The 14,705-nt window shown below is 58.4% G+C and carries 16 protein-coding genes; 10 read left to right on the forward strand and 6 right to left on the reverse strand.

What is annotated here, in order from left to right; genetic code table 11:
• The first annotated feature begins 10 nt into the window (after window positions 1-10).
• The 3 genes from lipB to MHY13_RS04845 all read left to right on the forward strand — a co-directional run bounded on the left by lipB (window position 11) and on the right by MHY13_RS04845 (window position 2,873).
• The gene (gene lipB, locus MHY13_RS04835; RefSeq protein ID WP_239281554.1) at window positions 11-814 is read left to right on the forward strand and encodes a lipoyl(octanoyl) transferase LipB; all 804 of its coding nucleotides are present in this window, start codon (window positions 11-13) and stop codon (window positions 812-814) included.
• A 127-nt stretch (window positions 815-941) separates the two neighbouring features.
• The gene (lipA, locus tag MHY13_RS04840; RefSeq protein WP_005327094.1) at window positions 942-2,006 is read left to right on the forward strand and encodes a lipoyl synthase; all 1,065 of its coding nucleotides are present in this window, start codon (window positions 942-944) and stop codon (window positions 2,004-2,006) included.
• Between the two features lie 81 nt (window positions 2,007-2,087).
• On the forward strand, window positions 2,088-2,873 hold the full coding sequence (locus tag MHY13_RS04845; RefSeq protein WP_239281556.1) for a DUF4191 domain-containing protein: 786 nt from the start codon (window positions 2,088-2,090) through the stop codon (window positions 2,871-2,873).
• A gap of 314 nt (window positions 2,874-3,187) precedes the next feature.
• On the opposite strand, the gene MHY13_RS04850 is transcribed toward MHY13_RS04845, so the two are convergent.
• On the reverse strand, window positions 3,188-3,661 hold the full coding sequence (locus MHY13_RS04850; RefSeq protein ID WP_049377713.1) for an RDD family protein: 474 nt from the start codon (window positions 3,659-3,661) through the stop codon (window positions 3,188-3,190).
• 118 nt (window positions 3,662-3,779) lie between these two features.
• Here MHY13_RS04850 and glnA point away from each other — a divergent pair, with 118 nt between their 5' ends.
• The 6 genes from glnA to MHY13_RS04880 all read left to right on the forward strand — a co-directional run bounded on the left by glnA (window position 3,780) and on the right by MHY13_RS04880 (window position 9,651).
• Window positions 3,780-5,213 carry a type I glutamate--ammonia ligase gene (gene glnA / locus MHY13_RS04855; RefSeq protein ID WP_239234833.1) on the forward strand — a complete coding sequence of 478 codons (1,434 nt, stop codon included), beginning with the start codon at window positions 3,780-3,782 and terminating at the stop codon, window positions 5,211-5,213.
• A gap of 337 nt (window positions 5,214-5,550) precedes the next feature.
• Window positions 5,551-6,456 (forward strand): Abi family protein, encoded by a 906-nt coding sequence (locus MHY13_RS04860; RefSeq protein WP_239281558.1) that lies wholly within the window; start codon window positions 5,551-5,553, stop codon window positions 6,454-6,456.
• A gap of 96 nt (window positions 6,457-6,552) precedes the next feature.
• Window positions 6,553-7,902 (forward strand): IS256 family transposase, encoded by a 1,350-nt coding sequence (locus tag MHY13_RS04865; protein WP_239281560.1) that lies wholly within the window; start codon window positions 6,553-6,555, stop codon window positions 7,900-7,902.
• 175 nt (window positions 7,903-8,077) lie between these two features.
• The gene (locus MHY13_RS04870) at window positions 8,078-9,049 is read left to right on the forward strand and encodes a TDT family transporter (RefSeq protein WP_367398072.1); all 972 of its coding nucleotides are present in this window, start codon (window positions 8,078-8,080) and stop codon (window positions 9,047-9,049) included.
• A gap of 18 nt (window positions 9,050-9,067) precedes the next feature.
• Complete coding sequence (locus tag MHY13_RS04875) at window positions 9,068-9,277, forward strand: hypothetical protein (protein WP_204608270.1); 210 nt, start codon at window positions 9,068-9,070, stop codon at window positions 9,275-9,277.
• A complete protein-coding gene (locus MHY13_RS04880) occupies window positions 9,277-9,651 on the forward strand; it encodes a hypothetical protein (RefSeq protein ID WP_239281569.1) in 375 nt (124 codons plus the stop codon). Before MHY13_RS04875 ends, MHY13_RS04880 begins: the two co-directional genes overlap by 1 nt.
• A 2-nt stretch (window positions 9,652-9,653) precedes the next feature.
• On the opposite strand, the gene MHY13_RS04885 is transcribed toward MHY13_RS04880, so the two are convergent.
• Genes MHY13_RS04885 through thrC form a run of 4 tightly spaced genes read right to left on the reverse strand, consistent with a single transcriptional unit; the run spans window position 9,654 to window position 12,632 of the window.
• Window positions 9,654-10,199: an NUDIX domain-containing protein gene (locus MHY13_RS04885; protein WP_005324414.1), complete on the reverse strand. Its 546-nt coding sequence runs from the start codon at window positions 10,197-10,199 to the stop codon at window positions 9,654-9,656.
• A 29-nt stretch (window positions 10,200-10,228) separates the two neighbouring features.
• Complete coding sequence (locus MHY13_RS04890; RefSeq protein WP_239281578.1) at window positions 10,229-11,062, reverse strand: trypsin-like serine protease; 834 nt, start codon at window positions 11,060-11,062, stop codon at window positions 10,229-10,231.
• Window positions 11,040-11,186 (reverse strand): hypothetical protein, encoded by a 147-nt coding sequence (locus MHY13_RS04895; protein WP_239281580.1) that lies wholly within the window; start codon window positions 11,184-11,186, stop codon window positions 11,040-11,042. The genes MHY13_RS04890 and MHY13_RS04895 overlap by 23 nt, the downstream gene beginning before the upstream one ends.
• 3 nt (window positions 11,187-11,189) lie before the next feature.
• Entirely contained in the window at window positions 11,190-12,632 is a 1,443-nt protein-coding gene (thrC, locus tag MHY13_RS04900) for a threonine synthase (protein WP_239281582.1), read from the reverse strand.
• 38 nt (window positions 12,633-12,670) lie between these two features.
• Between thrC and MHY13_RS04905 the strand changes: the two genes are divergently transcribed.
• Complete coding sequence (locus MHY13_RS04905; RefSeq protein ID WP_239281584.1) at window positions 12,671-13,978, forward strand: nitrate/nitrite transporter; 1,308 nt, start codon at window positions 12,671-12,673, stop codon at window positions 13,976-13,978.
• 14 nt (window positions 13,979-13,992) lie between these two features.
• Here the strand turns inward: MHY13_RS04905 and MHY13_RS04910 are convergent, their stop codons facing one another.
• Window positions 13,993-14,700: an AAA family ATPase gene (locus MHY13_RS04910; protein ID WP_239281594.1), complete on the reverse strand. Its 708-nt coding sequence runs from the start codon at window positions 14,698-14,700 to the stop codon at window positions 13,993-13,995.
• Window positions 14,701-14,705 lie beyond the last annotated feature (5 nt).

The following is a 14,705-nucleotide window of genomic DNA, read 5'->3' on the forward strand; positions in this document are numbered from 1 at the left end:
CTTTGAGGCTATGACTGCACCACGCGATCCTTTCTTCCCCGCCGAGCGCTCCATCCGCGCCTCCGATAAACCACTAGAGGTCCGTTTCTTGGGCCGGATGGACTACCAGGAGGCGTGGGATTACCAGGCCGAGGTAGCGGCCGCCCGCGCCAAGGGCGAGCAGGGCGACGTGGTGCTTGTAGTCGAGCACCCCAATATCTATACCGCCGGCAAGCGCACCCAGCCAGAGGATATGCCGGATAATGGCCTGCCCGTTATCACCGTGGACCGCGGCGGGCGCATCACCTGGCACGGCGAGGGCCAGCTGGTCATCTATCCCATCATCAAGCTGGCTGAGCCTGTCGACGTCGTCGACTATGTCCGCCGCCTAGAGGAAGCCACCATCCAGACGGTCCGCCAGATGGGCGTGACCACCGCTGGGCGCATCGATGGCCGCTCGGGCGTATGGGTCCCCTCCACCACCCAGGCCAAGGATCCATCCGCGCCGAAACGCGATCGCAAGATTGCCGCGCTCGGCATCCGCATTACCCGCGGGGTGACCATGCACGGCTTGGCGCTCAATTGCTGCAATACGCTGGACTATTACGACCACATCGTGGCCTGTGGCATCGATGACGCCGACGTGACCACCCTGTCCCTAGAACTGGGCCACCCAGTCAGCCTCGAGGATGCCACCCAGCCGCTGTTGCAAGCGCTGGACGACGCCCTCTCGGGCCGCCTCATCGTTGCCGACCACACCTTCGGCTCAGCCCCGGATCCCACGAAGCTGGCTAATGAAAGGGCACGGGAGAGGCGTCGGCAAGCGCAGCAGTAGCCCTCGTTCGGGGCTGGCGCGGAATAGGATGTGACTGCGGCGACATATACCTAGAAGAGCTATTAGCCATCACCACCATCAACCGATAAAGTGAGTTTTTGTGACTGTAAAGCCTGAAGGACGCAAGATGCTCCGCATTGAAAAGAAGAATGCGGAGTCACCCATCGAACAAAAGCCACGCTGGATTCGCAACCAGGTCCGCACCGGCCCGGGTTACGAGGACATGAAGTCCCGCGTGGCCGGCGCTTCCCTGCACACCGTGTGCCAGGAGGCAGGCTGCCCGAATATCCACGAGTGCTGGGAATCCCGCGAGGCTACGTTCCTTATCGGTGGCGATAAGTGCACCCGCCGCTGCGACTTCTGCGATATTGCCACCGGCAAGCCGGAAGAACTCGACCGCGACGAGCCGCGCCGCGTGGCCGAAAATATCCGGGAAATGGACCTTAACTACACCACCATTACCGGCGTTACCCGCGACGATCTTCCGGATGAGGGCGCATGGCTCTACGCGGAGGTCGTGCGCAAGATTCACGAGCTTAACCCCCATACCGGCGTGGAAAACCTCACCCCGGATTTCTCCGGCAAGCCGGACCTTTTGGAAGAGGTCTTTGAGGCCAAGCCGGAGGTCTTTGCCCACAACCTGGAAACCGTGCCGCGCATCTTTAAGCGCATCCGCCCGGCCTTCCGCTACGAGCGCTCCCTGGACGTTATCCGCCAGGCCCACGACTATGGCCTGATTACCAAGTCCAACCTGATTTTGGGCATGGGCGAGACCGAGGATGAGGTCGAGGAAGCATTGCGTGACCTGCGCTCTGCTGGCTGCGATATCATCACCATCACCCAATACCTGCGCCCCGGCCCGCGCTTCCACCCGATTGAGCGCTGGGTGCGCCCAGAGGAATTCGTCGCCCACTCCAAGCTGGCCAAGGAGCTCGGCTTCGGCGGCGTCATGTCCGGCCCGCTGGTGCGCTCGTCCTACCGCGCCGGCCGCCTCTACGTGCAGGCCATGGAAAAGCGCGGCTTCGAGCTGCCGGAAAACCTCAAGCACCTGGCCGAGACCTCCCAGGGTGCCACCGCCCAAGAGGCCTCCACCCTGCTGGAGAAGTACGGCCCCTCGGAAGAGACTCCAGTGACCACCCGCATGGCCAAGACCCCGGCTAATGCGAATTCGGCGGCGGCCACCATCCGCTAAACCGAACGTTTTCATAACGGCCTGCGCTTTTCGCGTGGGCCGTTTTAACATTTATGCCCGTTGACCTTTAAAGTAGGAGCCATGGCGAAAGATGACAAGGCAGCACTAAAGGCTGCAAAGAAGCAAGAACGCGCGGCCAAGCGCCAGCAGCGTAAGCAAACCTGGTCCCAAATGTGGCAAGCATTCAACATGCAGCGCAAGCAGGATAAGGCGCTTATCCCCATCATGCTGGGTGCCTTCCTGGGCATGGGCTTGCTCTTCTTCCTCATTGGCATGCTTTTTAGCGGCGAGTGGTTCATGCTCATCCTCGGTTTGGGCATCGGCGCGCTGCTCGCTATGTTCCTCTTCACCCGCCGCCTTGAGCGCGATATGTACAAGCGCGTGGAAGACCAGCCAGGTGCTGCAGGCTGGGCGCTGGAGCAGCAGCTCCGTAATACCGTGGGCATCGTGTGGTCCGTAAAGACCGGTGTGGCCGCCACCCGCCAGCAGGATCTTATCCACCGCGTCATCGGCAACGCCGGCGTCATCTTCGTTTGCGAGGGCAATAGGAACCGCGTACGCCCCACCTTGAACCAGCTTAAGAAGCGCGTGGACAAGATCGCCGGCGGCGTTCCTGTCTACGAGATTTTCGTAGGCAACGGCGAGGACGAGGTTCCCGTATCCAAGCTGCGCAATAAGGTCATGAAGCTGCCGCGCAACTTCAATAAGAACGAAACCTACGACAACATCCGCCGCATCGAGGCCATGGACTCCATGCCGGGTACCACCCCGGGCATGCCCAAGGGCCCAATGCCCCACCAGGCGCAGAACATGGCCGGCATGAACCGCCGCATGCGCCGCGCCCAGCAGCGCAAAAAGAATAAATAAGCGCCTAAAGCTAATCCCTGCTGCACCGTGCATGGTGCCGCAGGGACTTTTTATATCCCAAACCCGTGGTGTTTAACAGCCGAGACTATTTTTCCATTCTGGCCGTAACAAGCAGCGCTAAGACCACAATAGCTAAGCCCTGCGTAATCCAATAAGGCCAGCCAACGCCGACGGAGATTGCTATTAAGACCACCCCAATTATGGCTAAGACCTTTATCCGCATAGTCGTGCCCCTTCTCCTGCCGCTAAATCGACCACATCTAAAAGCTGTATCTTAACAAAGAGCAGTCCTTATGGGAGCGCAGCGGAAAAACTTAAGAGCGAATAACGATCGTGCCGGTGGCGCGGTCATGCATTCCGCGTCCATCCGCATCAACCATGGCCGCTGGGAACAGCACACCGGTGAGCACTGTGCGCAGCGCCGCGCGCCAAAGGCCCACGCGGGCACCGGGGACATCGAGTCGCGCCACGCCCATACCCAACAGCAGCATGCCGGGGGTGCGGGCAAAGAGCCAACCACACACGATGCCCATGATGACCCACAGGGCGTAGCCCAAGAAAGCCACGCCCCCAAGTTCCGTGGTGAACATGTGGATCAGGTTGGCAATGAGCATGCACACGATCCAGTCAATGGCCACGGCGCCGGCGCGGCGGCCAACCGGGGCCAGTGACCCCGGCCCGGACTCCGGAAGGCCGAGCTTTTCACCTGGCCAGCGGCCGGGGCCTTCCATGTCATCGTATTCGCCCGGAATATTCGGCCCGTCGAGCCACGTACGCTTATCTGCCATGCTCACCAATCTAGCGGGCACAAAGTGAGATGTGAAACGAGGGGAATCGCGATGCCAACGGTGGGAACCTAGTAGGCTATAGAGAGACAATTCACCGGTCAACAACGAGGAGACAAACGTGTCTTTCGAGACAGTGCAGGACATCGTCCAATTCATTAAGGACGAGGACGTAAAGTTCGTCGATATCCGCTTTACGGACGTCCCAGGCACCGAGCACCACTTTTCCATCCCAGCAGATGAGTTCACCGTAGAAGATGCCGAAAATGGCCTTGCCTTCGACGGCTCCTCTATCCGCGGATTCACCACCATCGATGAGTCCGATATGACCCTGCTGCCGGATCCGGCCACCGCGCATATCGATCCGTTCCGCACGACCAAGACCCTGAATATCAAATTCTTCGTCCACGACCCATTTACCTTTGAACCTTTCTCCCGCGACCCGCGCAACATCGCGCGCAAGGCGGAAGAGTACCTGCAGTCCACCGGCATTGCCGATACCTGCAACTTTGGCGCTGAGGCCGAGTTCTACCTCTTTGACTCCGTGCGCTACGCCACCGATGCCCACCACGGTTTCTATGAGGTCGATACCGATGAAGGTTGGTGGAACCGCGATAAGGAAACCAACTTCGACGGCACCCCGAACACCGGCTACAAGACGCGCATGAAGGGCGGCTACTTCCCCACCGCGCCGTATGACAAGCACGGTGAGGTGCGCGATGCCATGGTAGAGAACCTGCAAAAGGTTGGCTTCCAAATCGAGCGCTTCCACCACGAGGTCGGCGCCGGCCAGAATGAGATCAACTACCGCTTCAACTCCATGTTGCACGCGGGCGATGACATCCAGACTTTCAAATACGTGATTAAGCAGACTGCGGCACAGTGGGGCAAGACCGCAACTTTCATGCCCAAGCCGCTGGCCGGCGATAATGGTTCCGGTATGCACGCCCACATGTCCCTGTGGAAGGACGGCAAGCCTCTCTTCCACGACGAGGCTGGCTACGCAGGGCTTTCCGATATCGCCCGCTACTACATCGGCGGCATCCTCCACCACGCTGGTGCCGTTCTCGCGTTCACCAACCCGACGCTGAACTCCTACCACCGCCTGGTGCCGGGCTTCGAGGCCCCGATTAACCTGGTGTACTCCCAGCGCAACCGCTCGGCCGCTATCCGTATCCCGATTACCGGTTCCAACCCGAAGGCCAAGCGCATCGAGTTCCGCGCACCGGACCCATCCGGCAACCCCTACCTGGGCTTTGCCGCCATGATGATGGCCGGCATCGACGGCGTAAAGAACCGCATCGAGCCGCACGCTCCAGTTGATAAGGACCTCTACGAGCTGCCGCCAGCAGAGGCTGAGTCCATCCCACAGGCACCAACCTCCCTCGAGGCTTCCCTCAAGGCCCTGCAGGAGGACATGGACTTCCTCACCGAAGGCGATGTCTTCACCGAGGATCTCATCGAGACCTACATCAACTACAAGTACGAAAACGAGATCAACCCCGTTCGCCTGCGCCCGACCCCGCAGGAATTTGAGATGTACTACGACTGCTAGAGCTGCGCTAGCCGACGCCCCCTCTCGCCACCGGCTTTCCGCCTTCCTAGGCTCCCAAATTGCTGAGTGCCGATTGGGGGCTTTGCAGATCTATGTGCACTTTGGCTTCAGAAATTTTGCACCCAACATTGACAAGCGCCCTCGGTTCTTGGCGGTGCCCCACTCCTTGTTGTTTGACTATCGCAGCGTTTTCAAATGCATGGCACTTGAGCAAAACCTTGCGCAAATGATTACTAAGATTGCGCATTTTGAGCTATACTTTAGTCAATCGATACCCCCTCCAAGCTTCCCATAGGAACAGCTCAATATGAGAGGGGGGCTTTGCTATTCTGAGGCAATGAACCGCAGGAAGAAGTTCCTTAGCATTGAAGAACAAGTTAGTTTAATTCAACGCCGTGGGTTAATCCTTCCTTCCGAAAAATCTGCTAAAGATTTCCTTGAGCGCCAAAATTATTACCGCTTTTCGGGCTACATGCGGTACTTCCAAGAAGACATAGCCGGTGACGAAGCCAAATTCTTTCCTGGCACCCAGTGGGATGAAATAGTTAAAATCTACCGGTTGGACATCGAACTTCGTTCTTTCCTTCTCCGCGGGCTCCAAGAAGCAGAGCTTGCTGCCAGGACGGCCTTTGCGCTCAGCGAAGGTGAAATCCATTCTCCTTATGAGAAGTATCTTCAGCCCACTGCGTACCGGCGCCCACCAAGTCCGGCCATGCGGCCCACACGCGATCTAATTATCAGTGAGCTCAAGCGGTCTAAGGAGCCATATCTCCACAAATACCAAAAGGACTCAGGGTCCGATACTGAAAGGTGGGTTTACGATGTGCCAATTTGGGTGGCCGTCGAGGCTCTGTCCTTTGGTACGTTGTCGAAAGCAATAAGCTTCCGAAACGACGACAACCAAGTTTACGCAACGACTTGTTCCATTCTTGGCGTAAAGAAACAATATTTAGCGCGCCAATTGCGCTCTTTTACATTCGTGAGAAATAAGTGCGCTCACTCAGCTCGGCTATGGAATAGTTTCGTTTTGGACCAACCTGCAGTATCCAATGCTACGAAGCGGCGTGCTGTGAAAGTTCTAGGTCAAAATTATGGCGAGAACTCACTACTGGCAGTAATTGTAGCCCTTGATAACTTTCTCTTTCTTACTAATTCGTGGGATGGATTTTTGGATGAGTATATGAAGCTGGTCGAACGAAATCCGGCTTTCCACCAAGGTATAGCGAATCCTCATCATTCATAGCCTCCTCGCTGTATGAACACGCAACGGTATTCCAGCCCTTGAGGGTGTCAGGAAGTTTGTGTGTGAGGCTCTGATCTAGAAGGAGTTTCACCGATAATGACTACGGTGTCACCGAAGAAAAACCATGACCCGGCGAGGGTCAACGAGATCAGCGAGAAGCTGATGGAAAATTCTGAAATCGCCAGCTTGATCAGCGAGTTGTCGAGCTCCGCTGATGATGCAAGCGAGCTGGTCAAAGGCCTGCTGCAAGCATCGATCAACGCTGGTCTTAAGGCGGAGATGGATGCGCACTTGGGCTACGGCCATTCCGACCGCAAAGCGAAATCCCAGGTCGAAACCACACAGGAGAATAATCACCGTAACGGGTCGTACACCAAGACCGTCAATTCTGGCTACGGCGCAGTTGAGGTGACCGTGCCCAGGGAACGGGCCGGCACGTTTACTCCCCGGATGGTGCCCAAGGGTGCACGTCGGCTCACAGAGCTCGACGACATGATTATCTCGCTCTACGCCGGCGGGATGACAGTGCGCGATATTCAGCACCATCTCGCAACCACCCTTGGGGTGGATATGAGCCCGGATACGATCAGCACCATTACCGATGCGGTCTTGGAAGAGGTCATGATCTGGCAAAACCGCCAGCTCGACGAGTTTTACCCGGTGATCTTCCTCGACGCCCTACGCGTGAAGATCCGTGACGACCACCGCGTGGTCAACAAGGCTTGCTACATGGCGGTTGGTGTCGACATGGACGGCATCAAACACATCCTGGGATTGTGGATCGCTGAAAATGAAGGCGCCGCATTCTGGGCATCGGTGTGCGCAGATCTGGCCAACCGCGGTGTCCAAGACGTGTTCATCGTGTGCTGTGACGGGCTCAAAGGCCTGCCAGAAGCCGTGGAGGCAACCTGGCCGAATTCCATGGTGCAGACCTGTATCGTGCACCTGATTCGAGCTGCGAACCGATGGGTGTCCTACCAGGACCGCAAAGCAGTCTCCCGCGCGCTGCGTGAGGTCTACACAGCCGCTAACGAGGACACCGCACGTGCCAGCCTGGATGCTTTCGAGGCCAGTGAACTTGGCCGGAAATACCCCCAGTCGGTCAAAGTCTGGCGCGACGCCTGGGAGCGGTTCGTACCGTTTCTGCAGTTCCCACCGGCGGCACGCCGGGTGCTCTACACCACCAACTCGATCGAATCGCTCAACGCCGAACTGCGTAAAGCTACCCGTAACCGGGGCCAATTCCCGAACGATACAGCCGCACTAAAGACGCTGTGGCTGATGATCTGCAACATCGAAGACAAGCGCGCCGCCCAGCGAGCGAAGAAAGCAAAGCGCAACATTGAGTGCAACGGCTATATTGAAGGAGCGAAAGCCACCGGGTGGAAACAAGCCATCAACCAACTAGCCGTGGCTTACCCCAACCGATTCGCGGATTACTTGTAAACCAAGCCTCCGCACACAAAGAATCGGACACTCTCCAGCCCTTTTCTTGCGACCCCAGACACACATTTATGTGGGATTGACCCCCGCCCCTAAAAGGGCTCTAAGCGAGAGTTCTCACCAGCAAAAACGACACCAAAATTCTGATAACCCGACCGAAAGAAATTAACATGTGGGTGTGACTAATAGATTCCGCCAACTCCCAGCCCCTGGCCCCGCGTGGGGAGGCAGCCTCATGGGCACCTCCATCGTCTCGCGCCTGCTCGTGGAAGAAGGCATGATGATCCTGGCCGGCATTTTTGCCGCCATCGCGTGCGTCATCTTTGTCGTTCTCACCGCGGGCTTCTTGCGCTACCGCCACCCCAGCTTTGAGCGCACCACTATGGCGGAGTGGTCGATGTTTTTCATCGGAATCTTGGCGCTCGGTGCCGCGCTTTCCGGTCTGACGGATATCCCTACATTCCGCCTCGTGGGCTTTTGGATCGGTGGCCCGGTTACGGTTATTACGTGGGCTATCCAGCTCACGCGCTTTGATGGCGAGCCGAAGTTCACCTGGGGCCTGCCGCTGGTCGGCCCTATGATTTCGGCTTCCGTTTCCGGTTGGCTAGCTAATGATTACGGCCCGCTCTACCACGTGATGGGTACGGTATTTTTCTTCATGTCCCTGGTGACGGCGGTGCCCACCTTCGCCCGCGTGTACTGGGCGGCATGGCACGGCAAGGTGGATTTCACGGGCGCGAAATCGGCCACCGCATGGGTCCCGTTAGGCGTGGTGGGCCAGTCCACCACGGCAATGCAGATTCTCTTCCCTGGCCCGGTATCCGTCTATTACGGCGTTACGGCGCTTATTATCGCCATTCCGCTGTCCATCTACGCGATGTTTACCTTCTATCCCAATGTGGCACGGTGGGTTCCGTACTCCCCGGCGTGGTGGTCCTGCACCTTCCCGCCAGGAACTGTGAGCATGGGCGGCCACCAGCTGGCATTGGTCAATGGCTCCGAGCTTATCGACGCCATTGCGCTCACCATCCCCGTCCTCCTCACCGCCCACTGGATGCTGTGCTCCACCCGCTTCCTTAGCTGGGTGTGGGAGGGAAGGAAGGAAACCGGCCCTGAAGAGCCACTCATTAAGACTGGGCCCAAAAGGTAGCAAGGAGGCGCAGCCACTATGCGAGACGCCAGCTTCGAACGAGGAAAGCGCCGCACACGCCGCCGCAGGCGTGAGGAGCGACCGCGGCGCGAGCACTGGAGCAGGGAATACGCAATCTATGCGGAAGATTCCTGGGGCATCGATGACTTGGGTCCCGAGGGCGGCGAGAATTCCGTGCGCGCCTATTCCGGCGGCCGCGCAGATGGTAATCGTCGCCGGCGCCGCTGATGCATAATAGCTCCCCTATCACCTTCATCGCTTGGTATCGCGCGAACCTGCCTGCGGTGAGGGACGTACTCGCTGGCCTGCAGCGAGACGGAATCTTCCTGCGCCGCGGCCACCTGCTCTTGGAGACGTCGTGGCTTGGCACAGGCGCGCGGGACTTCTACGCCACTGCCTGGCGCTGGGACGAAGAAGACTACCCGCTCTTTTATGACCTAGCCCGGCGCGGCAAGCTCTTGCTTACTATCAGCGATACCGTGATTTCCTGCGGCAGCAAAGACGACATTGCCGATGCGCGCGATGGCATTGCACAAGAACTCATCGCCGCCCAGAATCCGCAGCAATTGAGCGGGCTGCTTGCCGACGCCGCAGAAGACTAACCCTACAGTCCCGGTCGTTCGCTGCGCTTCATCCAGCCCATGCGTGGGGCAAAGCCGCGGGGATGCTTCATCTGCGCTACGGCGTCGGCAATCATGAGGCGGTGGCGGCGGGAGACGCTATCGGGGAGCTTTGCCACGGAGAACCACCCTGCCTCGGTATTTTCTTCATCGCTAATGACCGGCTCTGCGCCATCGGCTACTGATACGCGCAGCGCGGTTCCCATAAAGGTGCACTCATCACCGTTGGGGTAGGTCACTGGCCCGGACTGCCCCACGCCCAATAGCGCTTCCACCTTGGCGTCGAGGCCGACTTCCTCTTTGACTTCTCGCAGCGCGGTGGTAGTAATTTCCTCGCCTGGCTCGCAGATTCCTTCCACCGGGGTCCACGTACCGTTATCGGAACGCTTTACTAGGAGCACGGAAGGGACTTCCCACAGCGCGGCGTCTGCCGGCACATCGCGGATGATGATGGCGCTGCAAGCCGGCACAAAGATCTGATCATGGCCAATCTTTTCGCGCAGCTGAACAATAAAATCTGGAGTCGGCATGCCACCTAGCGTAGACCAGTGCGGCGCACTTAGCCCATGGGGCCCAAGACCTCTTTAGCTAGAAGCTGAATATCGGTGGCCAGCGTGAAAGACAGCTCCATGTCCGTTGACGTGGTTTGGCAGGTGTGGCCTTCTTCGAGGTGCTGCGTCGTTCCGGAAACCACGCCCACGATGGTTTGTTTTCCTTCTACTTCGCCATACACCGGACCACCGGAGTCGCCATTGGTGCTGCATACGCGCGCCCTAGCGGCGAGCGAATCACGCTGGAGTCCCTCCGAGTTCAGCTGCGCCATCACTGCATCATGGGAAAGCGTGCCGCAGGTCTCATCGGTCACGCGGCCAAGCTTGCACACCTGATGTGGCAGGTGAGCCAGGGAGGTGGCAACGCTATTGTCTACCGCCCCGGGGACATAGTACTCAGCCTTGCCGGTTACCTCGATAAAGGCCACATCGAGGTCGTGGCTGTCGTCGGAATAGAAATCAGAGTAGATGACCTCGCCGATAGGTTCGGCGGGGTAGCTAAAGTCGCCGTCGGCGGTTCCGGCCCAGACCTTATCGCCGGGTTTGCCGCAATGGGAAGCGGTAACGGCGATCGTGCGGGCGTCGGCAAGCGTAAATGACCATGCCGCGGTACAAGACTGGTAGTTGAAGTAGGCACCCGGCCGCGGTTCATCGCCGGAGAGATCCAAGGCGGTGCCCGGAGCGAGCGGCGCCGTGGCCGGGGAATAGGACTCATTGGGAATGAGGTTTTTATAAGACAGGGCGGAGAAACTTGGTTCTTCCCCACCCCGCACCGGGCTGCAGGCCGCAAGGAACGCGGCCGTGCACGCTACAAAGACGCTAGTTGCTCTCCGCGCCCGCATCACCGGCATTGTCCTTGTTCTGCTCTTCCGCATCCATCTCCGCCTGGGCTTTGAGATCGCGGATGAACTTTTCCGGATCAAACTCGGTGTAGTGTTCTGGGCCGGCAAAATTTTCTAGGGCCATGGTCTAAACCTCCGTTTTCTGAATCGACGTGGTGATGTAATCCTTGACCGCCGCGGCATTATTGGGCAAGTCCTTGACGTGCCGCTCAGTATCGAGGATGCCGGCAAAGCGCTCGGGCGGCTCAGGGGCAGAGCCGATGGCTTCTGTGATGGTCTCGGCAAACTTCACCGGCAGCGCGGTCTCCAGACACACGATTGGAGTCTTTACCCCCTCGCGCTGTGCGCCACGAGCCACCTTGATGCCGTCGGCCGTGTGCGGATCCGCCAGGTAATCAAAGCGCTCGTGTACGTCCTTGATGGTGGCTAGGCGATCGGCATGGCTGGAGGAACCGGACAGGAAACCATAGTCCTCGCGGGCAGCAGCAATCTTGTCGTGGTCGAGGCTAAAGCCGCCCTCTTTCACCTTGGTGCCGAATAGTTCCGCGGTTTCGGCTGCATCGCGGCCGAGCAAGTCGAACGCAAAGCGCTCAAAATTCGAGGCGCGCGAGATATCCATGGACGGCGAAGAGGTTGCCATGGTCTCTGCGGCTGGACGCGGCCGGTAGTTTCCGGTGCGGAAGAACTCATCCAGCACATCATTTTCATTGGTAGCCACGATAAGACGATCAATGGGAAGGCCCATCTGGCGAGCGATGTGGCCGGCACAGATATCGCCAAAGTTACCGGTGGGAACGCTAAAGGAAACTTTCTGATCGGCGGTTTCGGTGACCTTGAGCCAGCAGGAGATGTAGTAGACCACCTGGGCCATCAGCCGTGCCCAGTTAATGGAATTGACCGCGCCAATGCGGTAGGCGGCCTTAAAGTCAGCATCTCCCGATACCGCCTTGACCACATCCTGGCAATCATCGAAAACGCCATCTAGAGCGATGTTGAAGATATTCGGGTCATCCAGCCCAAACATCTGCGCCTGCTGGAAGGCCGTCATTCGGCCGGCCGGGGTGAGCATAAAGACGCGAATCCCGTGGCGCCCGCGCATCGCATACTCTGCAGAGGACCCCGTATCGCCGGAGGTGGCGCCCAAAATATTGAGGGTCTCACCGCGGCGGGCGAGCTCATACTCAAAGAGCTCACCCAAAAGCTGCATGGCCATGTCCTTAAATGCCGCAGTTGGCCCTTCGGATAGATGGCCGATGAAAAGGCCCTCGCCTAATTCGGTGACGGGAACAATTTCCGGGTCCGCAAACTTGGGGCTGGTATAGGCGCGGGCGGCGATTTCCTCGATGTCTTGCGCTGGAATATCGTCAATGAAAAGCTTAAGTACCTCGGCCGCAAGTGCCGCGTAGCCTTTATCCGCTAGGAGCCTGCGCCATGAATTTAAAGTGGCGGAATCTAGCTGTGGGTAGCTCTCCGGCAGGTATAAACCGCCATCGGGGGCAAGCCCGCCGAGGAGAATATCTGCAAAAGATGCGGGCTGACGAGCGGTATCGCGGGTCGAAATGTACTTCACAAAAAGAATCTTAGTAGTTAAGGCGTAAGGTATCAGCCATGTCGCAGCCGAATCCCAGAGAAGTCATTACCACTCAGGCTTTAGGCATTTGGGTAGCCGCCATGGCGGTCTACCTCGTAGCGATTACCGGCCGTACCTCTTTTGGTGTGGCCGGTTTGGATGCCATTGAGCGCTTCGATGTCGATGCCGGCCGTATCGCGGTCTTTACCTCTGTGCAGTTGGGCGTGTATGCCCTAGCCCAAATCCCCACCGGCATCTTGATTGATAAATTTGGCCCGCGTCTCCTCCTCGTGGTCGGCGCGGTCATTATGGGTGTGGGCCAGGTGGTCCTGGGCTTTACCACCAGCTATGGCGTAGCCATTGCCGCGCGCGTGCTCATCGGCGCAGGCGATGCCACGGCCTTTCTCTCCGTGATGCGCATCCTGCCCTATTGGTTCCCGCTGCACCGCACCCCCATGTTCACCCAGGTGACGTCGTCGTTAGGGCAGATGGGTCAGTTCATTTCCGCGGTGCCCTTCCTATGGTTGCTGGGTGCGGCCGGATGGACCGCTGCCTTCGTCACCCTTGGCGCGGTAGGCATCCTGGTAGCCATCGCCGCCATCGTGGCGGTGGCAGACTCACCAGAGAAGTTGGGGATTATTCCCACGGAGAAGGAACCACCCAACTCGCAGGCCACCAGCATCCCGGCCCGCTTGAAAACGGTATTCCGCTCCCCAGTGGCCTGGCAGGCTTACTTCATCCACTACATTGGCATGCTCCCGCTCATCGTCTTTGTCATGCTCTGGGGCATGCCCATGATGACCCAGGGCATGGAGATATCCAAGGCCAAGTCCAGCCTGGTGCTCACCTTGCTAGCGGTATTCTTGGTCTTCGTCGGCCCCTTGCACGGCAAAATTTCTTCCCGCGCGCAGCGTGTCCGCCCGTGGCTTAGCCTCGGGTTTGTCGCGGTTCACGTACTTGCGTGGTTGCTGTTCTTTGCCTTTGGCACCGAGCGCGGTTTGGCCGCCATTTTGGTGGTGTCTTTCATTACTGCGCTCTGCACGCCAACGGCCAACTATGGCTTCGATATCGTGCGTGAACGCATGGACCGCTCCGTGGTGGCCACAGCTACGGGCTTGGGAAACATGGGCGGATTTACCTCCGGCATGTTGGGCGCGCAGCTCTTTGGCATGGTGTTGGACCACTCCTCCGACGCCCCCAATTATTCTATGCCGGATTTCACTGCCGCCGCGGCTGCGGTGCTAGCTGTGTGGGTAGTAGGCATGATTGGTGTGGTCATCACTCACTTCCTTCGCCGTCGCGCGGGCGAAGACGGGCCTTCTGTCACCATCGTGGAGGTTTCCTAGAAACCGTCGGGTATTTACTCCGGGTTGAGGATAAAGCGAACGGTTCCCTCAGGGTCCGCCAAAAGCTCCCGGGTAGCCGCCACGGCTTCCGCTTCGTCGAAGGCGATGCGTTCAAAGCCAGTATCGTTGAGCTCCACAATGTCCGCACCAGGGCAGGCCAGAAGAATCGGCGAGTGCGTGGCAATAATGACCTGTGCGCCGCGGTCAACCGCTTGGGCAATTTCCGCTACCAGGGCCAGCTGGCGGATAACGGACAGCCCAGATTCTGGCTCATCAAGGATGTACACACCTTGGCCATTGATGTGCTCATAGAGCAGGTCAAAGACGGATTGCCCGTGCGAGCGGCGGGACAAATCCACGTTCTGAGAAAGAGTCGAACGACCACCACGTTCGGCCGCTGAATCCCCACGTCCAATCAAGTACTCGTGCTTTTCGGCGCGCAGGAAATAGGCACGCTGGATCACTTCCTCCGTATCGCAGCGAATGGGGCTGCGAGGAACGATTTCATCTGGGTCATCCATGCGGCCGCCCGCAGGTGAACAGCCCAAATCACTAGCTACGCCAGCGAGCAAGCTCGATTTGCCAATGCCGTTTTCTCCTACAAAGACGGTGACGGGGCTTCGCAGCTTGAAGCTGCCCAAATCAGCTAAATAGTCGAAGATGGGCAGCTCGGCGCGGTAGTCATCAGGATTAAACTTCAGGCTTAGGGCATCAACCAGCATGGGCC

It is taken from the genome of Corynebacterium sp. ACRPE, assembly GCF_022347435.1.
In the GTDB taxonomy this organism is placed as follows: domain Bacteria; phylum Actinomycetota; class Actinomycetes; order Mycobacteriales; family Mycobacteriaceae; genus Corynebacterium; species Corynebacterium tuberculostearicum_D.